The organism is Acuticoccus mangrovi, assembly GCF_016411865.1.
In the GTDB taxonomy this organism is placed as follows: domain Bacteria; phylum Pseudomonadota; class Alphaproteobacteria; order Rhizobiales; family Amorphaceae; genus Acuticoccus; species Acuticoccus mangrovi.
Genome location: NZ_JAEKJA010000001.1, coordinates 266,819 through 291,455, shown reverse-complemented (window position 1 = coordinate 291,455; position 24,637 = coordinate 266,819). Strand labels below are relative to the sequence as shown.

Annotated in this window: 20 protein-coding genes; 16 read left to right on the top strand and 4 right to left on the bottom strand. The window is 69.4% G+C overall.

Annotated features, from left to right (window positions below; all coding sequences use genetic code 11):
* The first annotated feature begins 139 nt into the window (after positions 1 to 139).
* Positions 140 to 1,066 carry an AraC family transcriptional regulator gene (locus JCR33_RS01365; protein WP_198880206.1) on the top strand — a complete coding sequence of 309 codons (927 nt, stop codon included), beginning with the start codon at positions 140 to 142 and terminating at the stop codon, positions 1,064 to 1,066.
* Here JCR33_RS01365 and JCR33_RS01360 read toward each other — a convergent pair.
* On the bottom strand, positions 1,056 to 3,788 hold the full coding sequence (locus tag JCR33_RS01360; RefSeq protein WP_198880205.1) for a cellulase family glycosylhydrolase: 2,733 nt from the start codon (positions 3,786 to 3,788) through the stop codon (positions 1,056 to 1,058). The two genes, JCR33_RS01365 and JCR33_RS01360, sit on opposite strands and share 11 nt — an antisense overlap.
* Positions 3,789 to 4,034: 246 nt before the next feature.
* On the opposite strand from JCR33_RS01360, the gene JCR33_RS01355 reads away from it, so the two are divergent.
* The gene (locus JCR33_RS01355) at positions 4,035 to 4,910 is read left to right on the top strand and encodes a PfkB family carbohydrate kinase (RefSeq protein WP_198880204.1); all 876 of its coding nucleotides are present in this window, start codon (positions 4,035 to 4,037) and stop codon (positions 4,908 to 4,910) included.
* Between the two features lie 4 nt (positions 4,911 to 4,914).
* On the opposite strand, the gene JCR33_RS01350 is transcribed toward JCR33_RS01355, so the two are convergent.
* On the bottom strand, positions 4,915 to 6,087 hold the full coding sequence (locus JCR33_RS01350) for an enolase C-terminal domain-like protein (protein ID WP_198880203.1): 1,173 nt from the start codon (positions 6,085 to 6,087) through the stop codon (positions 4,915 to 4,917).
* 123 nt (positions 6,088 to 6,210) lie between these two features.
* On the opposite strand from JCR33_RS01350, the gene JCR33_RS01345 reads away from it, so the two are divergent.
* Genes JCR33_RS01345 through JCR33_RS01335 form a run of 3 tightly spaced genes read left to right on the top strand, consistent with a single transcriptional unit; the run spans position 6,211 to position 10,453 of the window.
* On the top strand, positions 6,211 to 7,233 hold the full coding sequence (locus JCR33_RS01345) for an ABC transporter substrate-binding protein (protein WP_198880202.1): 1,023 nt from the start codon (positions 6,211 to 6,213) through the stop codon (positions 7,231 to 7,233).
* A gap of 23 nt (positions 7,234 to 7,256) precedes the next feature.
* The gene (locus JCR33_RS01340) at positions 7,257 to 9,383 is read left to right on the top strand and encodes an ABC transporter permease (protein ID WP_211109993.1); all 2,127 of its coding nucleotides are present in this window, start codon (positions 7,257 to 7,259) and stop codon (positions 9,381 to 9,383) included.
* Positions 9,380 to 10,453: an ABC transporter ATP-binding protein gene (locus JCR33_RS01335; protein ID WP_198880200.1), complete on the top strand. Its 1,074-nt coding sequence runs from the start codon at positions 9,380 to 9,382 to the stop codon at positions 10,451 to 10,453. Before JCR33_RS01340 ends, JCR33_RS01335 begins: the two co-directional genes overlap by 4 nt.
* Positions 10,454 to 10,464: 11 nt before the next feature.
* On the opposite strand, the gene JCR33_RS25435 is transcribed toward JCR33_RS01335, so the two are convergent.
* Positions 10,465 to 11,565, bottom strand: coding sequence for a mannitol dehydrogenase family protein (locus tag JCR33_RS25435; RefSeq protein ID WP_332461090.1), 1,101 nt, complete (start codon positions 11,563 to 11,565; stop codon positions 10,465 to 10,467).
* 94 nt (positions 11,566 to 11,659) lie between these two features.
* Here JCR33_RS25435 and JCR33_RS01325 point away from each other — a divergent pair, with 94 nt between their 5' ends.
* The 11 genes from JCR33_RS01325 (at position 11,660) to JCR33_RS01275 (ending at position 22,984) form a co-directional block, all read left to right on the top strand.
* On the top strand, positions 11,660 to 12,364 hold the full coding sequence (locus JCR33_RS01325) for a GntR family transcriptional regulator (protein ID WP_198880199.1): 705 nt from the start codon (positions 11,660 to 11,662) through the stop codon (positions 12,362 to 12,364).
* A complete protein-coding gene (locus JCR33_RS01320) occupies positions 12,361 to 13,284 on the top strand; it encodes an alpha/beta hydrolase (RefSeq protein WP_198880198.1) in 924 nt (307 codons plus the stop codon). The genes JCR33_RS01325 and JCR33_RS01320 overlap by 4 nt, the downstream gene beginning before the upstream one ends.
* A 64-nt stretch (positions 13,285 to 13,348) precedes the next feature.
* Entirely contained in the window at positions 13,349 to 14,236 is an 888-nt protein-coding gene (locus JCR33_RS01315) for a sugar phosphate isomerase/epimerase family protein (RefSeq protein ID WP_198880197.1), read from the top strand.
* The gene (locus JCR33_RS01310) at positions 14,233 to 15,252 is read left to right on the top strand and encodes a Gfo/Idh/MocA family protein (RefSeq protein ID WP_198880196.1); all 1,020 of its coding nucleotides are present in this window, start codon (positions 14,233 to 14,235) and stop codon (positions 15,250 to 15,252) included. Before JCR33_RS01315 ends, JCR33_RS01310 begins: the two co-directional genes overlap by 4 nt.
* A gap of 99 nt (positions 15,253 to 15,351) precedes the next feature.
* Positions 15,352 to 16,431, top strand: coding sequence for an ABC transporter ATP-binding protein (locus tag JCR33_RS01305; RefSeq protein WP_198880195.1), 1,080 nt, complete (start codon positions 15,352 to 15,354; stop codon positions 16,429 to 16,431).
* Between the two features lie 407 nt (positions 16,432 to 16,838).
* The gene (locus JCR33_RS01300; protein WP_198880194.1) at positions 16,839 to 17,957 is read left to right on the top strand and encodes an extracellular solute-binding protein; all 1,119 of its coding nucleotides are present in this window, start codon (positions 16,839 to 16,841) and stop codon (positions 17,955 to 17,957) included.
* Positions 17,958 to 17,970: 13 nt separating this feature from the next.
* On the top strand, positions 17,971 to 18,885 hold the full coding sequence (locus JCR33_RS01295) for an ABC transporter permease (protein ID WP_198880193.1): 915 nt from the start codon (positions 17,971 to 17,973) through the stop codon (positions 18,883 to 18,885).
* On the top strand, positions 18,885 to 19,679 hold the full coding sequence (locus JCR33_RS01290; RefSeq protein WP_198880192.1) for an ABC transporter permease: 795 nt from the start codon (positions 18,885 to 18,887) through the stop codon (positions 19,677 to 19,679). Before JCR33_RS01295 ends, JCR33_RS01290 begins: the two co-directional genes overlap by 1 nt.
* Positions 19,680 to 19,900: 221 nt before the next feature.
* On the top strand, positions 19,901 to 20,908 hold the full coding sequence (locus JCR33_RS01285) for a dimethylarginine dimethylaminohydrolase family protein (RefSeq protein ID WP_198880191.1): 1,008 nt from the start codon (positions 19,901 to 19,903) through the stop codon (positions 20,906 to 20,908).
* Complete coding sequence (locus tag JCR33_RS01280; protein ID WP_198880190.1) at positions 20,908 to 21,876, top strand: DMT family transporter; 969 nt, start codon at positions 20,908 to 20,910, stop codon at positions 21,874 to 21,876. The genes JCR33_RS01285 and JCR33_RS01280 overlap by 1 nt, the downstream gene beginning before the upstream one ends.
* A gap of 142 nt (positions 21,877 to 22,018) precedes the next feature.
* Positions 22,019 to 22,984 (top strand): DMT family transporter, encoded by a 966-nt coding sequence (locus JCR33_RS01275; RefSeq protein ID WP_198880189.1) that lies wholly within the window; start codon positions 22,019 to 22,021, stop codon positions 22,982 to 22,984.
* Between the two features lie 21 nt (positions 22,985 to 23,005).
* Here the strand turns inward: JCR33_RS01275 and JCR33_RS01270 are convergent, their stop codons facing one another.
* Complete coding sequence (locus JCR33_RS01270; RefSeq protein WP_198880188.1) at positions 23,006 to 24,634, bottom strand: thiamine pyrophosphate-dependent enzyme; 1,629 nt, start codon at positions 24,632 to 24,634, stop codon at positions 23,006 to 23,008.
* Positions 24,635 to 24,637 lie beyond the last annotated feature (3 nt).

Here is a 24,637-nt window from a genome sequence, read left to right as displayed (position 1 = left end):
CCTCGGTCGGATGACATCGATGTGGGGCACGGCGGGCGTCTTCGCCTGCCGCATCGTCGCAAGGACCTGCCCGATCCTCCAGAAGGATTGATCGTCCCCCCTCCACCACCCACGTTCCAGGCAGTCGATGGAGAGGACCATGACGCTTGCGACGTTCACCGAGAGAGTTGCCGCCTTCGCCGAGGCCCACGGGATCGCCGGCGCGCAGCCCTTTGCAACGTCGATCGCCGGTCTCACGGTGATGCGGGCCACCGAGGCGCGCGACATCGCGGCCACCCTCTACCACCCCGTGTTCTGCCTAGTTCTCCAAGGCGCCAAAGAGCTCGTGCTGGAGGATGGGCCCGTGCGCTTCGGCACCGGCCAGTCGCTGATCGTCAGCGTGGATCTGCCGGCGATCTCGCGCGTCACGGAGGCGAGCCTTGCCCGCCCCTATCTCGCCGTCGCGCTGCGCGTGGACATGGGGATCATCCGCGACCTCGCCGCCGAAACCGGCATCGGCGGGGCGGCCGAAGGGGGCGCCTCCGTCGCCGCCGACACCGCGGACGCGGGCGCCGTCGCCGCCATGAGCCGCCTCTTCGCCCTTACCGAAACGCCGGAGGCCGCTCCCGTCCTCGCCCCCCTCGCGGTTCGCGAGATCCACTATTGGCTCCTCGCCGCCGGCCATGGCGGCATGCTGCGCGACCTCACCCGGGCCGACAGCCACGCGACGCGCATCGTGCGCACCATCGCGACGATCCGCACCGACATCGCCCGCCGCCTGTCGATCGGCGAGCTCGCCGCGCAGGCGGGGATGAGCGCGTCGGCCTTCCACAACCACTTCCGCGGCGTCACCGGCACCAGTCCGCTGCAGTATCAGAAGCGGCTGCGCCTCATCGAGGCGCGGCGGCTCCTGATGGCGGGCACCCACGGCGTCGCGAGCAGCGCCTTCGCCGTGGGCTACGAGAGCCCCACCCACTTCAGCCGCGACTACTCGCGCCTCTTCGGCGCGCCGCCGCGGAGCGACCTCGCCCGCGCGACGGGCGGCGGCATCCCCGAAGGCGCCGCCGCCCGCCCCGTCACAGGATGACGTCGCCGACCGTGATCGAATCGGAGAGGCCCTGCGCCTGGAAGCCCCACCCGGTGGAGCCGCCGCTTGCGACGCTGTCGTTATATCCGAGGCTGCCGATCACGTAGGTGTCGCCGGTGTGGGAGACGATCGCGGCGTTCCAGATGTTCACGATCTCTCCGTCGAGGGCGAAGCTGACCGTCCAGCCGTCGATACCGGCGCCGCTCTCGTTGAACACCGTGCCGTCGGCGACGAAGCCGCTGCTCCAGCTGTCGCGCACGCTGATCACCGAATAGACGCCGTCGCCGTTGGCGTCGCCTTCCTCGGGCGGCGCCGCCTCGTCGTTGTCGAGGATCGTCAGCGTCGCGCGGTCGTCGCCGATCGTCGCCCCGTCGGCCCCGGTGAGGCGGAGCGTCGCCGTCTCCGTGCCCTCCACCTCGTCGTCGTCGACGAGGTTCACGGCGAGGAACGCCTCGGTCTCGCCGGCGGCGAAGAGCACCGCCCCGCTGCCGATGTCGAAGTCGTCACCATCGGCGCTGCCGCCGCTCGCGGCGACCGTCACGGCGACGTCCTCGCTCGCCGCGCCGTCGAGCGTGAGGCGGACATAGGCCGTGCCGTCACCCTCCTCCACCTCGAGGCCGGCGATGGAAACGACGGGGACGGCGTCGGGCGTCTCCTCGCCGCCACCTTCCTCGTCGTCGTCGAGGATCGTGATCGTGGTGCGGGCGCCGTCGAGCTCGCCCCCGTCCGGGTCGGACAGCACCACGTCGAAGCTGCGATCGTCCTCGGCGACGCCGTCGCGCAGGACGTCGACCTCGATGATCACCGTCGTCTCGCCGGGATCGAAGGTGACCGTGCCGCTCGTCGCTTCGTAGTCCACGCCGGCGATCGCCGTGCCGTCCACCGTCGCGTAGTCGACGCTCACGCTGTGGCTCGCCGCCTCCGAGAGGCTGACCGCGATCGCCACCGTGGTGGTGTCGACGGTGCCGCCATCCGTCGGCAACGCGTCGCCGAGGGCGGCCTCGAGGAGATCCATCTTGGCCTCGACCACGGTGGTCCAGTCGTCGGCGAGGATGCCCCCGGTGTCGCCGGAATTGGGGTTCCACGACCAGTAGGTGAAGGAGAGCCCGTTCTCCTCCAGATAGGGCACCATCTCGTCGAACCAGGCGACGTCCTTCGCGTCCTCGAGGCGCGAGCCGAACTCGCCGAGGAGCACGGGAGCGATGCCCTCCTTGGCGATATAGCCCCAGTTCTCGTCCCATTTGTCGGTCAGGTTGTCGGGAAAGTCGGGATCGGAGAACCAAGGCTGACTGTAGATCGAGTTCGGGTAGGCGTGGGGCGAGTAGACGAGCTTGTCGGTCGCGTCGAGCCGGATCGGGGCGCTGGCGACGCCCTTAAGGTTGCCGCCCCACCAATAGTCGCCGCCGATGCCTTCCACGAGCACCAGCACCTCGGGGTTGACGGCGTGGATCGCCTCGATCGCCGCCTCGGCGCCGAGCCGCCAGTCGGTGGCGAGATTGCCGTCGCCCCACGTCGCCGAATGCGGCTCGTTGGAGAGGTCGAGGCCGACGACGGTCGGATCGTCCGCGTAGCGCTCCGCCAGCATCTGCCAATCGGCGATCCAGTCGTCCTGGGAGTAGCCCTCGCCGTACCACAGGCCGTTGCTCGACGCCCCGTCGCCGGCGGCGTTGCGGTGATTGTCGAGGATGATGCGCATGCCGATCTCGCCGGCATAGTCGACGATCTTGTCGATGATCTCGATCGGCGAGAGCCCCGCGAGGTCGGGGTTCAGCGCGTAGTTGATCCCCGACGGCGTGGCCCCGTCGCGCAGCGCGTCGTTGGAGAACGGCAGACGGATGGTGTTGAAGCCGAGATCGGCCATCTGATCCATCATGTCCTGCCAGTTGCGGGTGTGGAGACCGTCCGGCGCCATGCGCGTGGTCTCCGCCCCGAACCAGTTGACGCCGGTGAGACGCACGACGTCGCCGTTCGCATCGACGATGTCCGATCCGGACGTCGAGAACCAGCCGGCCGCGGCGCCGGTCTCGACGTCGCCCTCGGCGACCGCCTGCGACGCCTCGATGGTGATCGACGGCGGCGGGGCGACGTCCTCGCTCACGATCGTCACCGTCGCCTCGCCGTCGCCGATCTCCGCCCCGTCGGCATTCTCGAAAACGAGGGTGAAGCCTTCGTCGGCCTCGATCTCGCCGTCGTCGGTGATCGCCACCACGATCTCGGCGGTGGTCTCGCCGGCGGCGAAGGTCAGCGTGCCGCTCGTGCCGGTGAAGTCGGCGGCGCCGGCGGTCCCGGTCACGGTCCGGTAGTCGGCGCTGACAGGGCCGTCGGCCGCCTCGTCGAGCCGTACCGTGAGGGTGGCGCTCCCGCCATCCTCGGCGACCACCACGTCGTCGACGGTGAGGACCGGCAGGTCCGGGACATCATCGACGGGCTCGTCGTTGACGGCGATCTCATCGACCGCGGGCGTCGCCCCGTCGGCGCGGCCGATGAAGCCGAAGGAGATCTCCGACCCGCTGCCGATCGTCGCGTTCCAGGACAGATTCTCCACCACGTAGGTGTCGCCCACATGGGACACGATGCGTGCGCCCCAGATCTGAGAAATCTCGAAATTCGCGGTAAAGGACAGCAACCAGCCGGACACGGCCGACCCGCTGTTCGAAAGCTTGAATTCGCCTTGGAATCCCGCGCCCCAATTGTTGATATCGGTGAAACTGACGTCGATCATGGCTCCTGTCGTCCCCACACTGTGCGTGTTGAAGCAAGGGATATGTAAAGGCCTTGTAAAATGCCGTTTTTCCCTGGCTGCGGTCCCCGAAGACAGTCAAGGTGGACGATTGTGGCGGAACTCTGGCCTTTTCGGTCGATGCAAGCGGCAAATCATGAACAAGATTTCATTCTGAATGCCTGTGACCGGGGTGCGAAAACATGACCGCCGCGGACAGATTCTCATCCGCGCACCGCGGAATCGCCGATGAGCCGGGGCGTTCACGTCGTCGGAAACGCGGCCGTCGACATCATCTATCGCGTCGACCGCCTGCCGCGGTCCGGTGAGACGCGGCTCGCCGGCCGGCCGCATCGCGATTGCGGCGGCAAGGGTCTCAATCAGGCCGTCGCCGCCGCCCGGGCCGGCGCGCGCGTGGTGTTCCATGCGCCGGTGGGGCGGGATCGCGAGGCCGAGATGCTGGCCGCCGCCCTCGCCGGCCACGACGGGCTCACCGTCCGCTGGTGGCCCCGACCGCTCGCCACCGACCACTCGATCATTCTGGTGGAGGACGGCGGCGAGAACATCGTCGTCAGCACGACCGAATGCGCCCATTCGGTGAGCGAGGCGGAGGCGGCGCACGCCGTCGACGGGACGCAGGCGGGCGACGTCCTCCTGATGCAGCCGGGCCTCACCGATGCGGCGACCCGTGCCGCCCTCGCCCGCGGCCGGGCGCGCGGCCTCGTGAGCATCCTCAACGTCGCCCCTCCCCTCGACCCCGGCCCGCTTCTCGGCCTCGCCGACGTGATGGTCGCGAACAAGGACGAGGCGGTGGCCCTCTTCGGTGCGCCGGTCGCCGACGGACGGCATCCGCCGAAGGGGGTCGCGCGCCTGGTGGTGACGCGCGGCGCCCGCGGCGCGCTCCTATGGGAAGCCGGCGGCTGCACGGTGCTGCCGGCCCCGACCGTCGACCCGGTCGACACCACGGGTGCGGGGGACGCCTTCGCCGGCACCCTCGCCGCCGGGATCGCGCTCGGGGTGGACCTTCGCCGCGCCCTCGCGGCGGCCATGCGCTCGGCCGCCGACAGCGTGACGCGCCGCGGCACTCACGCCGCCATCGCCACCCTCACCCCACCCCGCTGGTAGGGCCTCAAGCCTTGCCGAAGTGACGCTCCGACACCTTGGAGCGGGCGATGCGCTCCCAGTCATAGCTCACGCCGAGGCCCGGCCCGGTCGGCACGGGGAAGGTGCCGTCGGGCGAGATCGCATCGAGATCGTCGGAATAGCCGCAGGTGTAGATGGGTGGCAGGGCGTTCTTCATGCCCGGCCCCACGAGGGTCGATTCGTAGAAGTTGGTGTTGCGGATCGCCGCCATCGCGTGGCGCTGGGCGGGGCCCGGCGAGTGCAGCTCCACGTCGAGGCCGAAGGATTCGGCGAGGTGGGCGATGCGCATCGTGCCGGTGATGCCGAGGTCGAACTCGGGATCGGCGCGCACATAGTCGGTGGCACCCGCCACGATGAAGTCGGCCTTCTGCTCCAGCCCGCGCACGTGCTCGGTCATCAGAAGCGGCGTCTTGATGAAGGATTTCAGCCGGTTCGCCCCGTGCTGCGAGACGCCGTTGTCGCGATAAGGGTCTTCGAGCCACATGAAGTTCGCCTCGTCGCAGGCCCGCCCCACGGTGAGGGCGGCCGAGAAGGTCCTGAGATCGCACGAGGGGTCGAGCATCAGCTTCATCTCGCCGCCGAAGCGGTTGCCGAGGAGTCGCACGGTGGTCGCCTCCTCCTCCGGGTCGCCCTCCGAAAAGCCGTGCACCTTGAAGCCCGTGTAGCCGAGCGACTGGCACTCGGCGCAGAAGTCCACATAGGCCTCGGAGCTCGACAGGCGCCCGTTGCGGTCGCCGTGGATGGTGCTCGCATAGGCGGGCACGGCGGTCTTGTCGCCGCCGAGAAGGGTGGCGACGGACGCGCCGAAGCGCTTGCCGGCGAGATCCCACAGGCAGATGTCGATGAGGCCGATGCCCATCATGTCGGTCTGGCGCAGGCCGTAGCGGAAGTGGGCGTAGATCGCCTCGCGGTGCAGCGGATCGCGGCCGATGAGCTGGGGGGCGAGCTGATGGACCTGCGCCATGGCGCCGGGCGTGCCGCCCCATCCCACCACGTATTCCCCGCTCACCCCGTCGCTGTCGCGGATCACGATGGCGTGACGCGTCATGCGGTGGCGCTGCCCGGGGGCGCAGACGATGTTGAAGCCGCCGTCGTCGAGGGCGAGGTCCTCCACGACATACTCGAACTCGGTGACGGCGACGCTCTCGATGACGCTCATCGGATCCTCTCGGTGGGAAGGGGGTTGCAGATTGCGGCAATCTCGATAACGATAATGATAACGATGACGAGAGGGAACAACCTTTCGTCGGTTCGGGTGCCAAAGCCTGAGAGGAGGAACAAGATGCCCAAGGGTCTCAACCGTGCCGCGCTGACCGCCGTCGGCCTCGTGGCGTTCGCCGGTGCGGCGAGCGCCGACGAGCTCGTGATGTACTGCTCGGTGCAGCAGTCCTGGTGCGAAGCGACCGCCGCCGCCTTCACCGCCGATACCGGCGTCGACGTCGCCATGCAGCGCAAGGACACCGGCGCCGCCCTCGCCCAGATCCGCGCCGAGGCGTCGAACCCGCAGGCGGACGTGTGGTGGGGTGGCTCGGGCGACGCTCACATCCAGGCCGCGTCCGAGGATCTGACCGAAGCCTACGAATCGCCGAACATCGACCAGCTCCAGGATTGGGCGATCGAGCAGTACGAGACCGCCGACCACAAGACCGTCGGCATCTATTCCGGCGTGCTCGGCTGGGGCTACAATACCGAGTTCTTCGACCGCATGGGCCTCAAGCCCCCGCTCGCCTGGTCCGATCTCGAGAACCCCGACTACGAAGGCGAGATCCAGGTCGCCAACCCCAACACCTCGGGCACCGCCTACACCGCGCTCGCCACGCTGGTGCAGCTCTACGGCGAGGACGAGGCGTTCGAGTTCCTGAAGCGCATCGACGACAACATCTCCGAGTACACCCAGTCCGGCACCGCCGGCATCCGCGCCGCGGCGCTCGGCGAGACCGGCATCGGCATTGCCTTTTTGCACGACGTGATCCAGCAGGCCGCCGCCGGCTTCCCGGTGAAGGCCGTCGCCCCGTCCGACGGCACCGGCTACGAGATCGGCTCGATGAGCATCATCGCCAACGCGCCCGACCCCGAGCTCGCCAAGCAGTTCTACGACTGGGCGCTGACGGCGAAGGCGCAGTCGCGCGCCCTCGAAGCCGGTGCCTATCAGATCCAGGCGAACAAGGCCGTCGCCCCGCCGCCCGAGGCGCCGAAGCTCGAGGACACCAAGCTCATCGACTACGACTTCGCCAAGTACGGCTCGGCGGAGACGCGCTCTCACCTCCTGAAGCGGTGGGACGACGAGATCGGCTCGCAGCGCTGACCTCCTGACCCTTTAGGCGCGACGTGTTGCGACCCTCTTTCCTGTGGCTCGTCACGATCCTCGTGGCGAGCCTCCTGCCCTGGTATGCCGACGGCCCGGGCGGGTTCGTCTCCGGCGGCCTTCTGGGCCTCGCCCTGTCGGGCCTTGCGGCCGTGTGGCCGGTGGCGCTGGCGGCAATCGCCGTCCTCGCCTTCGTCGTTCTCGACACGCGGGCGAGCGCTCTCGCCACGCTCCTCGTGAGCCTTGCGGCGGCGGGGTGGATCCTCGCCTCCGGCGGCCTTTCGGGCCTGCCCTACGATGCCGAGCTCCCGCTCTCGCTCGCCAATCAACCGGCCATCGGCTGGGGCGCCACCCTCGCCTTCTTCGCCTTTCTCGGCCTGATGGGCGACGCGCTCGCCCGTCGCGGCGTGATGGACGGCGACCCCTTCGGCACCCATCTTCTCGTCTTCGCCTCCGCCGTGCTCGCGGTGTTCGTGCTCTTCCCGCTCGCCCAGGTGTTTCAGGAGGTGCTGCGGCCCGACGCCGCGGGCTCCGTCGCCGGCGGCCTCGCCGACCATCTCCTCGGCAAGGACGTGTGGGGCCTGTCCTGCCTCACCGGCGGGCGGCGCTGCGGCATGGTGTGGAACTCCATCGGCCTCGGCGTGGCGGTGGGGCTCGCCACCACCCTCCTCGGCCTCGCCGCCGCCCTCTTCATCACGCGCATCCGCACGCCTTTCTCCACACCCGCTCGCCTCATCACGCTGCTGCCGCTCGTCACGCCGCCGTTCGTGGTGGGCCTCGCCCTCATCCTGCTCTTCGGCCGCTCGGGCTCGGTCACCCTCTTCCTGTGGGACGCGTTCGAGATCCGCCCCTCGCGCTGGATCTACGGACCGCAGGGCGTGTGGCTCGCACAGACGCTTGGGCTGACGCCTCTCGCCTTCATGGTGATCCACGCGACGCTCGTCTCGGTCAGCCCGTCCATCGAGGAGGCGGCCTCGACGCTGCGCGCCTCGCGCTGGCGCACCTTCCGCACCGTCACGCTGCCGCTGATCCGGCCGGGGCTCGCCAACGCCTTCCTGCTGACCTTCATCGAAAGCCTCGCCGACCTCGGCAACCCGCTGATCCTCGGCGGCGGCTTCAAGGTCCTCGCCTCGGGCATCTACTTCAAGATCGTCGGCGCCCAGGCCGACCTCGGCGAGGCGGCGGGGCTCGGGGTGATCCTTCTCGTGATCTCGCTCGGCGTCTTCCTGTTGCAGACGCTGTGGCTGCGCAACGCCTCCTTCGTCACGATCACCGGCAAGGGCGACGGCGGCCAACCCGCCCGCCTCGCCCTACCGCTCAAGGCGGCGGTGGTCGGCGTCACCCTCCTCTGGGGCGCCTTCATCCTCACCGTCTACGGCACCATCATTCTCGGCTCGTTCGCCACGCTATGGGGCCGCGACTACACGCTGACGCTCGCCAACTACGTGGACGCCTTCAACGTCATCGCCGGCGACCACGGGCTCGTCTGGGCCGGCGGGGCGTGGAACTCCTTCGGCACCACGCTGATGCTCTCCACCCTCGCCGCGCCGTTGACGGCCGCCCTCGGCCTCCTCATGGCCTACCTCATCGCCCGGCGGCGCTTCAGGGGGCGGCGGACCTTCGAGTTCGCGGCGATGATGAGCTTTGCGATGCCCGGCACCGTGATCGGCCTCGCCTACGTGCTCGCCTTCAACACGCCGCCCATCGAGATCACCGGTACGGCCTTCATCCTCGTGATCGCCTTCATCTCGCGCAACATGCCGATCGGCGTGCGGGTGGGTCTTGCCCAGTTCTCCCAGCTCGACCCCTCGCTCGACGAGGCCTCCACCACGCTGGGCGCGGGGCCGGGCATGACGCTGCGGCGGGTGCTCTTCCCGCTCCTCAAGCCGGCGGTGGCGACGGCGATCATCTACGCCTTCGTCGCCTCCGTCACCACGCTCTCCCAGGTCATCTTCCTGGTCTCGCCGCGCTACGACTGGGCGACGACCTACATCATCGGCCTGGTGGAAAACACCAACTACGGGCGCGCGATCGCCTATAGCGTGGTCCTGATCGTGCTCCTCATCCTCGTCGTGGCGTTCCTGCAGCTCATCCTGAGCCGGGTGGAGTTCCGCCGCGTCGACGACAAGACCTCCAGGGAGACAGCGTGAGCGAAGGCGCCCTCATCTTCGACAATGTCGGCAAGGCGTTCGGCCGCTTTGAGGCCGTGAAGGACATCGCCTTCACCGTGAAGACGCACGAGCTCGTCAGCTTGCTCGGCCCGTCGGGCTGCGGCAAGACCACCGTGCTCCGCCTCATCGCGGGGCTCGAGATGCCCACCTCCGGCCGCATCCTGATCGCCGGCAAGGACGTCTCGCGCGTCCCCGCCAACGGGCGCAACATCGCGATGGTGTTCCAGTCCTACGCGCTGTTTCCGCACATGAACGTGATCGACAACGTCGCCTACGGACTGGTTGCGCAGAAGGTGCCCAAGCGGGAGGCGCACGAGCGGGCGAAGCGTCAGCTCGAGATCCTCGGCCTCAAGGCGCTGGAAGAGCGGCTGCCGAGCGCGCTGTCGGGCGGTCAGCAGCAGCGCGTCGCGGTCGCCCGCGCGCTGGTGCTCGAGCCCGACGTGCTCCTCTTCGACGAACCGCTCTCCAATCTCGATGCCAAGCTGCGCCGCCAGGTGCGCGAGGAGATCCGCGATCTCCAGCAGCGCCTCGGCCTGACGGTGGTCTACGTCACCCACGACCAGTCCGAGGCGATGGCGATCTCGGACCGCATCATCGTCATGCGCCACGGCCGGATCGCCCAGGCGGGCGCCCCCCGCGCGCTCTACGAGGCGCCCAACAGCGCCTTCGTCGCCGACTTCATGGGCGATGCCAACGTGGTGGGTGCGGAGGTCGCCGACGGGGTGGTGCGGCTCGACGGGCTGACGCTCACCACCGACCTTGCCCCCGGCACCGCCGTCGACGTGGTGCTGCGGCCGGAGCACATGCGCCTCGTCCGCGAGCCCGGCGAGGCGATGATCCGCGGCACCATCCACCGCGCGTCTTACCTCGGCGCGGTGGCCGAGTACCGGGTGGACACGCCGATCGGCGCGCTTCTCGCCACCGATGCCGAGCACGAGGAGGTGATCGCCGAAGGAGCGACGGTGGGGATCGCCATCGACCCTTCGGACGCGCGCATCCTGCCGCGCGGCGACGAGGCGGGCCTCGACGCCGCGGACCCGCGCCTCTGATGGGCGCCGCCTCAGCCCCTCGCCCGCGCCACCACGGCGGCAAGGCGTGGCGCTGGGGTGCCGGCGAAGGCGAGGAAGGCGGCGACGCGCCGCTCCACCTTCTGGCGGTGGTTCTGGGCGATGTCGGCGAGGCGGTGGTCGAGGAACGGGTTCTGCAGCCGCTCCAAGGTGGTGTCCCGGTAGCGTGCGGCAACCTCCCCCTCGCCGTGGGCGGCGAAGCCCGGCAGCACTTCCTGCGCGTAGATCTCCCGCAGCGCGCCGCCGGCCTCGCCCACCATCATCTCGCGCACCGTGACGGCCTCGTCGCCGCCCGCCGCGAGCCACATGTCGGCCAGCACCGTGTGGCCGAGATTGAGGATCCAGAGCTTCAGCCGCTCGATGGCGCCGAGATCGTCGACGAGGCGGACCGCGGGGTGGTTGCACGGCGCGACGACGCCCGCCGCCTTTTCGATCGCCCACAGGGCGTAGGGCTCGGCAACGGCGCCGGCCGGCTCGATGGGCTCGGAGACGATGCGATCGACCAGCGAGTTGGCGAAGGGCAGCGCCTCGAGATAGGCGAAAAGCCCGTCGTCGGCGCCCGTCGCGCCGGCGATCTCCATCACCCGCGCCTTCAGGACGCGGCCGTTCTCCGGCACGAGCTCCGTCGGCATCACCAGGACCTGGCCGCCCCCCGCCGCGTGACGCGCCTTGAGGAGATGGAAGAGCTTGGCCGGAAAGCTCATCGCCTGATGCGGCGCCCGGTCGAGGTCGCCCGGCTGAGGCTCATAGCCGGCGTCGGCGGTGTTGGAGAGGATCACCTCCGCCTCCCGCACCACGATCGTGGTGAGACGATCCCAGTCGGTGGCCGTGGAGAGCGTGCGCACGACGCTCGTCACGCGCCGCTCCTCGTCCACCTCCCGCCCGTCGGCGAGGCCGCGGATGCGAACGGGAAAGCCGCCGGGCGCACTGAGCGCGCCGAGACGCCGCGCCCGCGCCGGGTCACCCGACGACTGCACCACGCTGACCCGCCGCGCCGGCTCCGCTTCGGTGAAGAAGAGATCGGCGTGGGCCTGAAGGAAGCGGCTGGTGCCGAACTGGACGATCGGCGTACGGCCGATGGGAGCGGTGGTCACAGGGGGATTCCTCGGCGTTTCAAGTGGCGATCCGCTTGCATGCGGGCGCGGTCGCGTGTACCACTATCAATATTGATAACGATGAAGGGTGACAATGGCGGTTGAAAGTTTCCAGTCTCCGCCACAGAGCGGTTCGGGCGGGCGGGCGCGGCCCGCCTCACGGCGCAGCCAGACTGTGTTCACCAGCCTGGAGCGCGACATCTTGCTCGGCACCCTTGCGCCGAACCAGCCGCTCCTGGAACTCGAGATCGCATCCCGCTTCAACTGCAGCCAGGGCACGGTTCGCGAAGCCCTGCTGCAGCTTCAGGAAGAGGGGCTGGTGCTGCGCATGGCCCATCGCGGCACCCGCGTCGCCGACTGCAACGAGGACGACGCCCGCGAGCTCCTCCTCGTGCGCCACGACCTCGAATGCCGGGCCATCGCCCGCACCATGACGCGCCCGGTGAGGGTGCTGCCGACGCTGCGCGAGGAGCTCGAGGCGATGCGCGAGGCCGCCCGCGCCGAAGACGAATACCGCCTCTCGATCCACGACCGCCGCTTCCACATGGCGCTCTACGAGGCAGCGGATCTGCCCGCCGTGCTGCCGATCCTCAGCCGCTGCCTCATTCACAATCACCGTTATAAGATCATCAACTCGAGCCCCAACCGTGCCCTCACCGAGACGGCGGATCGCCACGTCGTCATCATCGAGGCCATCGCGGCGGGCGACGTGGAGGCGGCGCGCGCCGCCCTCTCCCATCACATCGCCACCATCGGCGATCTCGGCCCCAAGATCTTCGACCGGAACACGCCGCGATGAGCGCCCTCTCCCCGGCGATGGCCGCCCTTCTCGCACGTCTCGCGGACGAGGACGCCGGCGTGCCCGACACCACCACGCTGCCGGCCGCCGAAGGGCGCGCCCTCGCCGCCCGCCTCAACGAGCGCTGGAACCGCGATCTGCCGCCGATGGCCCTCGAGGAGGACCTCACTCTCGTCGGCCTTCCCGCCCGCCACCTCGTTCCCGAGGAGGACGAAGGCAACGGCGCGATCCTCTATATCCACGGCGGCGGTTTCAGCTTCTGCAGCAAGGACACCCACGAGGGTGCCGCGCGGGCGCTCGCCAACGCCTGCCGCGCCCCGGTGGTCACCTTCGACTACAGCCTCGCCCCGGAGCACCCCTATCCCGCGGGGCTCGAGGACTGTAGCCGCGCCTGGGACTCCTTCCGCTTCATGATGGCCGACCGTCGGACGGCCATCTCGGGCGACAGCGCTGGCGCCAACCTCGCATTGGCCCTCATGCTGCGCGCCCCGGAGGGCGGTGGTCTCCTCCCCGCCACCGCCCTCCTTTTCTACGGCGTCTACGACGACGACTTCGATTCGCCCTCCTACATCGCCCATGCCGACGGGCCGGGCCTCACGCGCGGCAAGATGCAGCGCTATCTCGACTGGTACGTCGCGCCTCACCGACGGCCCGAGGCGGCCGCCCTGCCGCTCAAGGCGACCGACGCCCAGCTCAAGGCGCTACCGCCGCTCTACCTCAGCGCCGCCGGGCTCGATCCGCTGCGCAGCGACACGGAGCGCCTCGCCGCCCGCCTCGCCGCCCTCGGCCGGCAGGAGGATCGGTTCGACCTCTACGACGGCGTCGTCCACGGTTTCATGCAGATGTCGGCCCATCTGCCGGAGGCGCGCGCCGCCTTCGCGGACGCCGGCGCCTTCTTCCGCACCATCGCCGCCAAGTGAGCCCGGCGACGGCCCCCTCCTCCCCCAAGAGCGCATCCGTGCGCCACGACAACGCCGGACGATCATGAAGAATCCGATCGGCATCATCTCGATGCAGTTCAACCGCCCGTTCGGGCGAGGCGACCTCGCCCTCTTCGCCAAGGTTCGCGCCCTGGGCTTCGACTTCATCGAGCTCCTGGTGCCCGAGCCAGAGGACGAGCTCGACCTCGCCGAGACGCGCGCCGCGCTGGCCGATGCCGGGCTCGGCGTGGTGCTCGCCGCCCGCGTCAACCTGCAGCGCTCCATCGCGAGCGACGATCCCGCCGCCCGCCAAGGCGGTCTCGACTATCTGCGCTACGCGATCGAGGTCGCGACCGACCTCGGCGCCACGATCATCGGCGGCCCCCTCTACGGCGAGCCGCTGGTGTTCGCCGGGCGCGCGCCGGTGCCGCACGGAGCCGAGGCGATCGCCGAGCGCGCCGCCCGCACCGTCGCCGGCCTCGCAACCGTCGCGCCGGAGGCGGCCGCCGCGGGCGTGGTGTTCGGCCTCGAGCCGCTCAACCGCTTCGAGACCGACATCGTCTGCACCACGCGCCAGGCGATCGAGGTGGTCGACCGGGTCGGCAGCTCCGGCCTCGGACTGATGCTCGACACCTTCCACATGAACATGGAGGAGCGCTCGATCCCCGACGCCATCCGCGCCGCCGGCTCGCGCATCGTCCACTTCCAGGCCAACGAGAACCACCGCGGCCACCCCGGCACCGGCCATCTCGACTGGCCGGCGATCATGCGCGCCCTCGCCGACGTCGGCTACGCCGGCCCGGTGTCGCTGGAGCCGTTCCGGCGCGACGACGACCGCGTCGGCCTGCCGATCGCCCACTGGCGCGCCCCGCACGAGGACGAGAGCGAGAAGCTGAAGGCCGGGCTGGAGCTCATCCGCTCCTGCCTCACCCTCGCGGAGGTCGCCCAGTGAGCCTCAGAATCGGTTGGATCGGCTGCGGCCGCCACGCGCGCCAGATGCTGCTGCCCCAGCTCGGGCGCAACGACATCCACCTCGCCGCCGTGTGCGACGTCGACGCGGATGCGGCGGCCGCCGTCGCCCGCGACTACGGCGTCTCGGCGACGTTCGACGACGCCGACGCCCTCCTCGCCCATCCGGGCCTCGACGCCATCGGCATGGCCGTCGGCCCCGCGATCCATCAAGCGGTGAGCCTCAAGGCGCTCGCCCGCGGGCTGCCCGTCTTCATGGAGAAGCCGCCGGCTCCCGACAGCGCCGGCGCGGCCGAGATCGCCCGCGCCGCCAAGGCCGCCGGCAAGCCGGTCGTCCTCGGCTTCATGAAGCGCTACTCCACCGGCAACAAGATCGCCCACAACATCCTGACCTCGGACGAGTTCGGCCCGATCCTGGGCTTTGCCGGCATCTACATGACGGCCCCCACCTACTTCGTGGGCGAGGTGGACTATACCGGCTTCTTCCTCCACCACTGCGTCCACTACATGGACCTCGTGCCGTGGCTGATGCGCTCCCCCGTCGCCGACATGTCGGTGCGGGTGGTGGAGAAGGAGCCGGGCAAGCTCCTCATTCACCTGTCGCTCGCCACCCTGAGCGGGGCGATCGGCACCCTCGTGATGGGCACCGTGCAGTCGCGCGGCACGCCGATGGAGTTCGTCCAGGTGATGGGCGACCACCGCCGGGTGGAGATCTCCAACATCATCAACGTCGCCTATCACCGCAATCCACCCTTCAAGGCGGACGATCCGGCCGCGACGCTCGCCGACAGCTCCGACACCCTCGTCTGGACGCCCAACTTCACCGCCGCCGCCAACGAGGACCACAAGGGCTACGCCGCCCTCCTCGCTGACACGGCCGCGGCGCTGCGCGGCGAGCCGAGTTCCGCCCCGACGATTGATGACGGCGTCGTCGCGATGCAAAATCTGGAGCGGATGGTCGGTCTCGTCGCCGAGGCGCTGCGCGCGTCGGGCGGCTGACGCCGGCCGCGGTTCTCTGTCGCCGCGGTTGGCCGCGGACTTGCACACGACCGTCCCAGATGGCCCCGCGGGGCGAATTTGTGGATTGAAGGAGGTCGCGTGACCGCGCATTCACTCGAGGTTCGAAGGCTGCGGAAGGAGTATGGGAGCGCCATCGCGGTCAACGATGTGACGCTGAAGGTTCCCGGCGGCCAGTTTCTCACGCTGCTCGGCCCCTCGGGGTCGGGCAAGACGACCATCCTGATGACGATCGCCGGCTTCTCCACGCCGACCGCCGGCGACATCCTGCTCGACGACGCGATCATCACCCCGTTGCCGCCCGAAAAGCGCAACTTCGGGATGGTGTTCCAGGGATATGCGCTGTTTCCCCATCTCGACGTGGCGCACAACGTCGCGTTTCCGCTGCGGGTGCGCGGCATCACCGGGGCGGAGGCGGAGGCGAAGGTCAGCCACGCGCTCGACCTCGTGCAGCTCGGCCACCTCAAGGACCGGCTGCCCCGTCAGCTCTCCGGCGGCCAGCAGCAGCGCGTCGCCCTCGCCCGCGCGCTGGTGTTCGACCCCGCCGTGCTCCTCCTCGACGAGCCGCTCTCCGCGCTCGACAAGAAGCTGCGCGCCGACCTCCAATGGGAGCTGAAGGCGATCCACGAGCGCGTCGGCACCACCTTCATCTACGTGACCCACGACCAGGAGGAGGCGCTGTCGATGTCGGACCGCATCGCCATCCTCAACGACGGTCAGATCGCCCAGCTCGGCAGCCCGACGGAGCTCTACGAGGCGCCCGCGACGCGCTTCGTCGCCGACTTCCTCGGCAAGAGCAACTTCATCGAGGGCCGCACCGTGCGCCAGGACGGCAGCGACCTCGTCTACCAGGCCGGCGGCGGCGAGTTCCGCCAGGCGAACAGCACCGGCTCGGGCGGTGAGCCGATCCTCGTGGCGCTGCGGCCGGAGAAGATCGACGTGCGCAACGAGCCTCCGACGGACGGCCTCAACACCATCGAGGGCCGCCTGTCGTCGTGGAACTACTACGGCACCAACTTCCAGCTGCGCGTGGCGACGGACGCGCTGGGCGACGTGCTCGTCAACCAGCCGGCCTTCAAGAGTCCCATCGAGCCGCAGCAGGACGCATCGGTCTGGCTCTCCTGGGAGCCCGACGCCTCGGTGGTCGTCAAACCCGACTGAGGCGACCCCCAATCGGGCGGCGCGGATTGCCGCACCGCCCCATCGCCTCGCTCGGCGCCCGCGCAGCTCCGGGCGGTCGCCACGCGCCGGCGGACCGTGCGTCCGGCGGCGCCGGTGTTTGTCCGCGCGCCTTCCTCGCCGACGCATCCGCGGCGATCGCGGCCCGGCGCGTCGGACGCGCCACATCGTGCCCAAGCGCGTCGCACGCGCCCCATCGTGCGTCGGCGCGTCGGACGCATCATTGTGCTACTCTTCGATTTCCGGCGGGACAGGCCGGGACCGGGCCGCGGCATGGACGGCCCCTCCCCCTGAGACCCTTGGCAAGGCCCTTGGCACACGGATTGCAGGACGCCAAACTCGAATGGAGTGGGGTCCAACTTCCCTCACAACAACGGAGAAGATGAACGATGCGTCAGCCCTCCCGGAATGACATCCAACGCCTCGGCGAGGCCCTCCACCGAACGGGCCGGATCGACCGCCGCCAGCTCCTCGCCGGCCTGGGCGCGCTCGCCGCTCTGCCGCCGATGATGTCCAGCAAGGCCTGGGCCCAAGCGAAGGAAATCGTGCTCGTGAACTGGGGCGGCGATGCCATCGAGTTCATGGATACCTCCTTCGCGATCCCCTACGAGGAAGAGAACCCCGGCATCGACGTCGTGGTCGACGGCGGCGGCCCGAGCCAGGGCAAGATCCGCGCGATGGTCGAATCCGGCGCGGTGACCTGGGACATCTGCGATTCGGGCGGCGGCTCGTCGATCCAGCTCGGCACCGGCGGCTTCATCCGCGAGATCGACTACGACGTCGTCGACCGCAAGAAGTTCTTCCCCGGCATGGACTTCAAGTGGGGCGCCACGAACTACATCTACTCGTTCGTGCTCGCCTACGACACCAGCGAGTACGACACCGATTCCGCGCCCAAGAGCTGGAAGGACTTCTTCAACACCAAGGACTTCCCCGGCCTTCGCTCCATGCGCAAGGACGTGATCGCCGTCCCCGAGGTGGCGCTGATGGGGGCGGGCCTTGCCAAGGAAGAGGTCTACCCGATCACCCCGTCGAAGGAGAAGCTCGCCTGGGAGACCGTCAAGTCGATCCTCGACGATCTGATCTTCTGGGCGTCGGGCGCGGAGAGCCAGCAGTTCATGCGCTCGCAGGAAGTGGTGATGGGCTGCTTCTGGAACACCCGCGTGAAGGCGATCTACGACGAGACCGACGGCATGTGGGACTGGACCTGGAACCAGGGCATCGTGCTGCCGGGTGCCTGGGTCGTGCCGAAGAACAACCCGGCCGGCGACGCGGTGTGGCCCTTCATCGCCTCCACCCAGGACCCCGCCCGCCAGGTGAAGCTGTTCGAGCTCTTCGGCAATGCGCCGGCGAACCCCGCCGCCGCCCCGCTCGTGCCGCCGGAACTCAAGAAGTTCAATGCGACCGACCCGGATAACTACGCCCTGCAGCTCCCCGTCGACAACGAATGGTACGGCGAGAATATCGCCCGCGTCGGCAAGGACTATCTCGACCTCATCTCGAGCTAAGGCTGGTCGACACGTGGCGAACGCAACGCTCGCAGCACAGGCAACGGGGAGGCCGGCCCGCGCCGGCCTTCCCAGCGTCTATTGGCTGCTCCTCCTTCCGCCGATCATCCTGATCGTGTTCTTCTACCTGGTGCCGCTGGCACAGATCCTCACCATCAGCTTCACGGAGTTCGATGCGGATGCGGCGACCGCGCCGCTCGGCAACTACAGCATGCTGTTCGTCGATGAGGGCATTCAGCGCATGCTGTTGCGGACGGCTTGGGTTTGCGTCATCACGACCTTCCTCACGGTGGTGCTGGGCTACATCGTCGCCTACGCGATGGTGAATGTCGGCCCGCGCCAGCGCACCCTTCTGATGTTCGGGGTGCTGCTCACCTTCTGGCTGTCGGTGCTGATCCGCGCCTTCGCCTGGATCATCCTTCTGCGCAACCGCGGCATCGGCTATGAGGCGGTGGATCTCTTCTATCAGCCGCTGCGCGATCTCGGCCTCGTCGAAGGCCGGCTGCGCCTGGTGCGCTCGGAAACCGGCGTGATCATCGGCATGGTGCACTTCATGCTGCCCTACGCCATCCTGCCGCTCTTTGCGAACATGCAGGGCATCGACCAGCGCGTGCTTCTCGCCGCCCGCGGGCTCGGCGCCACCGCGTCCGGGACGTTCTGGCGGGTCTGGGTGCCGCTCTCCTTCCCCGGCCTCATCGGCGCGCTGATCCTCGTCTTCGTCTTCTCCCTCGGCTTCTTCGTCACACCCGCCCTCCTCGGCGGCGGCAAGGTGGTGATGATCGCCGAATATATCTGGTTCTCCATGGAGCAGACGCTGAGGTGGGGCCTCGCCACGATGCTCGCGACCACCATCCTCGTCGCGACGCTCACACTCATCGTGATCATGTCCCGCGTCGTCGATCTGCGCACCATGTACGGAGCGAAGTGATGGAACGCCGCTCCTGGCACTTCTACATCATGCTCGGCCTCGCCTGGACGGTGGTGGCGTTCCTGGTGCTGCCGCTTCTCGTGGTGGTGCCGGTGTCCTTCACCGACCAGCGTTTCCTTTCCTTCCCGCAGGAAACGATCTCCTTCAAGCACTACGCCAACCTCGTGGCCGACCCGTTCTGGCGCAACTCGATCCTGCGCTCGCTGTTCGTCAGCACGGTGTCCGCCACGTTCTCCACGATCCTCGGGACGATGTGCGCGATCGGCTGCTGGCGTCTCGCCAATCAATATGCCGAGTGGGTGCGCCTGTTGATGCTGACGCCGATCATCGTTCCCTCGGTCGTCCACGCCCTCGCCTTCTACCGCACGTGGATCGACCTCGGGCTGATCGACACCTACGCCGGCGTCATCCTCTCCCACACCATCATCGGCCTCCCCTACGTGGTGATCACGGTCTCGGCCTCGCTCGCCAACATCGACCTGCGGCTCGAACAGGCCGCGCGATCGCTCGGCGCCGACATGTCGAAGACGGTGCGCTGGGTGCTGGTGCCGCTGGTGATGCCGGGCATCCTGTCGGGCGCGATCTTCGCCTTCATCATCTCGTGGGACGAGATCGTCGTGCTGCTCTTCATCACGAGCCGCAACATCTACCTGCTGCCGAAGGCGATCTGGGACGGCATCAACGAGAATGTCGACCCCACCGTCGCCGCGGTGGCTTCGCTGCTCATCGGCGTCACCCTCGTCATCCTGCTCGTCCAGATGAGCTGGCGGGGCCTGCGCGGCGCCAAGCGCTGAGCGAGCGGCCGGGCGCGTCGCCGCCCGGCCCACCCTCCCGGCGCGGCTGCATAGAATATAGTCAACTCCAATTTTCTTTTGCGCAGGGCTCCCCCGTGCTGCGCAAAGGGTCTATTGTCCGGACCAAAGATTTATGCTTTGGCCGGACCCGCCGGGGCGGGCCTCCGGTGCGCCGGGGTGGCGACGTCGTGCCCGGGCGAAATTAGAGAAAGACTGAGCCCATGTCGGTGATGACCGAGGGTGAATACCGCTACAATCAGCTCATCAAGATCTTCAAGTCCGAGCCGGAGCCCCCGTTCGAGAGCGACGAGCAGCAGGCCTTCGTCTGGGGTCGGACCTGGGGCTGCCCCAACGACGTCGGCAAGCTGCGCGTCGTGCTGATGCACCGCCCCGGCGACGAGGTGAAGATCGTCGACCCGTCCAAGCGGATTGCCGACGTCGGCGCCTTCGGCGATCCGGCCGAAGGCTGGTACTGGCGCGGCAACGAGGCGCCGGATCTCGAGGCGATGCAGGCCCAGCACGACGGACTCGTCAAAGCGCTCGAGGCCGAGGGCGTGAAGGTCGTGATGATCGACGGACCCGCCAAGGGCCGCATGAAGACCTGCTACACTCGCGACAGCTGCATCGGGGTGAAGGGCGGCGCGATCGTCACCCGCATGGGCCCGCCGATCCGCCGCGGCGAGGAGCTGCCCGTCACCCGCACCCTCGCCAATCTCGGCTGCCCGGTGCTGCGCACCATCCACGGCAACGCGATCATGGAAGGCGGCTCCTTCGCCTGGATCAACGACAAGACCGCGGTGATCGGGATCTCCTCGCGCGTCAACGACGCGGGCGCCGACCAGATCGAGGAGGTGTTGCGCTGGCAGGGGGTGGAGCTCATCCGCGTCTACCTCACCGGCTATCGCCTCCACATCGACGGCGCGTTCGTGATGATCGACGTCGACACCGCGATCATCAATCCGACGCAGCTCCCCTTCGTGTTCCTGGAGCGGCTGAAGGAGATGGGCATCCGCACGGTGGAGGTGCACCACGAGGATCCGGTCTGGACGATCAACTGCCTCGCCGTCGCTCCCGGCCGGGTGCTGATGGCCGACGGCGTGAGCCCCCGCACCATGGACAAGCTCGACAAGATCGGCATCGACATCGTGTCGGTGCCCTACGACAAGGTCTATTCGGGCGGCGGCGGTATTCACTGCTCCACCTCGCCCCTCGTCCGCGACCCCGTCTAGTGGTCGCGGCGACCCCGTCCAGCGCCTCGCCGGCTCCCGCCGCCGAGGCGAGTGCCCACCTGCGCCTGCTCGTCACCATGGTGTTCTGGGGGCAGATGACGCCGAGCTTCGTGCTCCTCCTCCAGGTATGGGACCCGTTCGCCCTGTCGGCGGCGCGCTACGTGGTGGCGGCCCCGTTCATGATGCTCGTGCTCCTCGCCTTCCGCGGCAGCCCCATGGTGCCGACCTGGGCCGAGGTGCCCAAACTCGCCGCCCTCGGCATCATCGGGATGGGCGGGCTCATCACCTGCTACGCCTATGGTCTCGCCCACTCGAACCCGGTGACGGCGATCGTGGTGCAGACCGCCTCCCCCCTCACCTATACGGCGATCGCCCGCTTCCTCTACGGCGAACCCGTGCCCTCGGGCATCGGAACGGCGCTCTGCCTCGTCATCCCCGGCGGCCTCCTCCTCGCCACCCCGGCCCTCATGGGCGAGGCGATGACGGTGAAAGGCGGCGAGATCTTCCTGATCTTCGGCAGCGCCTGCTGGGCCTGGTACAGCCTGCAGTGCCGCCGCTGGCTGCCGCACTATCACGAGCTGCGTCTCACCACGTGGACGATGATCACGGCCGCGCCCTTCCTCATCGGCATCTTCCTGGTGCTGTGGGCCCTCGGCGCGACGCGGCTGCCGGCACAGGTGCCGCCGCTCTACCTCAACATCCTGCTTCTGTGGCTGGTGCTCACCTCCACCTGTCTCGGCATCATGCTGTGGCACAGCGGGGTGAGCCGGCTCGGAGTGGCGACGGCCGGCCTCTACTTCAACATCGCCCCCCTCGTCGCGATGGCGATCTCGTCGGCGCTCGGCTATGTGCCGACGCCGCTGCAGCTCGCCGGCGCCCTCTTCGTGCTCGCCGGCATCGGCCAGCTCCATGTGCGGCGCTGGCTGAAGGCGCGGCGGGTGCGTGGCCAGGGCGCGATCCGCGGCTGACGTCCATTCGGGCGACGTGCGCGCGGTTCGCCGCCCGCACGATGCGCCAACAGGACCACGGAAAGAGCTATCGGTGGGATCGGCACATTCGCCAGCGCGCTCGGCTCCCCTCGCGGGAGCGCGGTCGGCCGGAGGGGGCGAGGTGGGCCTCTGGGTCGGCGTCGCGCTGATCTTTGCCGCCAACATCCTGCTGCCGCTTCAGGATGCGCTCGCCAAAGACTATGTCGCCGTGCTGCCCGTCTGGCAGGTGCTCCTGGTGCGCAGCCTGACGGTGTTGCTCCTCGCCGCCGCCATCGGTCGCGGACCGCTGCTGCGCCGTCTGCCGGTCGCGCGGAGCCTGCCGGCGATGCTCGTGCGCTCGCTCGTCAACCTCGCGGCGTGGGGCCTCTTCTATCTCGCCCTGCGCGACCTTCCGCTCGCCCAGGGGATCACCCTCTACTTCTTCTCCCCTGTGCTCGTGGCGCTGATGGCGGGGCCGTTGCTCGGCGAGAGGGCAGGACGTGCGCACTGGATCGGCATCGTGGTGGGCTTCGCCGGGGTGGCGCTCGCGAGCGGTGCCGCCCGGCTCGACATGTCCGCCGCCGCCGGTCTCGGCATCCTCGCGGCGGCATTCTGGGCCGTCACCACCATCATGCTACGGGTGATCGCCGTCGGCGAGAGCGCGCTGGTGCAGGTGACGGTGGCGAACGCCGTGTTCGCCGTCGCGACCGGGACGGTGGCGCTCGTCGTCGGCTGGCAGGCCAACGGGGCGCAGACGCTGGGCCTCGCCCTCGCCGGCATCGCGGGCGGAGCGGGACAATATGCGATCTACGCCGCCGCCCGGCGCATCTCCGCCACCACCCTCGCCGCCCTCGAATATGGCGCCCTCGTCAGCGGCTTCGTGCTCGGATGGCTGTTCTTTGCCGAGACGCCCACCCTCACGGTGTGGCTCGGGGCGAGCCTCGTCATCGCCTCCGGCCTCGCGGTGGTGACGGCGGAACGGCGCCGCCCGCCGAGCCCGCTCGATCGGGCGGCCCCCGTCGCCCCAGTCACCACGGTCGCCCTCGCCGCCACCGCCTCGGAGGCTGAGGCTGAGGCTGAGGCCGCGCCGGACGCAGACCGCCCCTGACGCCGGCCGTTTCCGGTACCCTCAGGGCTCCAGCAGGCGCCATGGGCTCGGCACCCGCGGCATCGCCACCTCGATGATGGTGGGACCCGGCCGGCCGATCGCCCACCGCAACGCCTCGCCGAGACCCTCCGGCCCCTCGGTGCGTCGCGCCTCGGCACCGAAGCTCTCGGCAAAACGCACGAAATCGGGATTGCTGAGATCGGAGGAGATCAGCTTGCCGCCGTGCTGTTCGTCCTGCATGCGACGCACGTTGCCATAAGCTCCGTCGGCGAACACCACGCCCACCGCGGGAATGCCGAACTGCACGGCGGTGGCGAGCTCGGTCGCGCTGAACAGGAAGCCGCCATCGCCGCAGAGCGCTACCACGGGCACGTCGGGCCGGGCCACCTTGGCGCCGAGCGCCGTGGCGTAGCCGAAGCCGAGCGTGCCCTGATAGCCCGGCGTGATGATGCGGCGCGGTGCTTCGACCGGCAGCGCCGCCGTCGCCACGTAGCCGATCTGGGTGTAGTCGCACACCACCACCGAATCGGGCGGCAGCGCGGCCCGGATCGCCCGGATGTAGGCCATTTGCGGCGCGAGCGTCATCTCGAAGGCGGCCTTCTTCTCCGCCTTCGCCTCGGCGACCCGGGCCCGCCGGGTCGCGACGCGGCGCGCGTTGCCCGCCCCGAGACCGGAGAGGATGGCAAGCAGCGCAACCCGAGCGTCCGCATGGAGGGCGACACTCGGCGGCGTGCCGCGGGTGAACTGGGCGGCGTCGGTGTCGATGCGGATGACCTCCTGATCGGGCCGCAGACCCCAGCGCTTGCGCTGCTCGTGGAGCCGCGTGCCGACGGCGAGGATCACGTCCGCCTCGTGCCACAGCGTCTTGCCGTCGAGCATACCGACGGCCCAGTCACTGGAATCGGGAACGACGCCGCGCGCCTGGAGGCGGCAGCCGACGCCGGCCCCGAGCCGCTCGGCGAGGAGGGCCACGAGATCGCCCGCCTCGAGCGCGCCGGAACCGATCCAGATGAGCGGTGCCTCGGCGCTCTTGAGGAGGTCGACGGCCGCCTCGACGTCGACCGCTTCCGGCTGACGCGGAGCCGTGACGGGCACCGGCGCCGTAGGCTCGCTGTCGGTCTCGTCGCGCAGCACGTCGGCCGGGAGCTCCACGCCCGCCGGCGCGCGTCCCGCCTCGAGCGCGGCGAAGGCGCCCGCCATCACCCCGGCGACGTCGGCCGGCGTCCTGGCGATGCCGCTCCAGCGGGTGAGGCCGGCGAGGATCGCGCCCTGGTCGGGAAGCTCGTGCAGCTCGCCGCCGCCCTTGCCGATGGCGCCCGACATGATCTGCCCGATGATCGCGAGCACCGGCGCGTGGGTCGCATAGGCGGTCGAGAGCGCCGCCGCGGTGTTGAGGAAGCCCGGCCCCGGCACCACCGCGTAGGCGCCGACGCGGCCCGAAGCGAGGGCGTAGCCGAGTGCCATATAGGCCGCCCCCTGCTCGTGGCGGGCGTGGATCACCTTGAGCCGCTGCTGTGCGCCGTGGAGGGCGTTGAAGAGATGGTCGAGCTGCACGCCGGGAAGCCCGAACAGGGTGTCGACCCCGTTCGCGATGAGGCTTTCGACGGCGATCTCGCCGCCGGTGGCGGCGGCGTTCGTAGTTGATGTCATGAA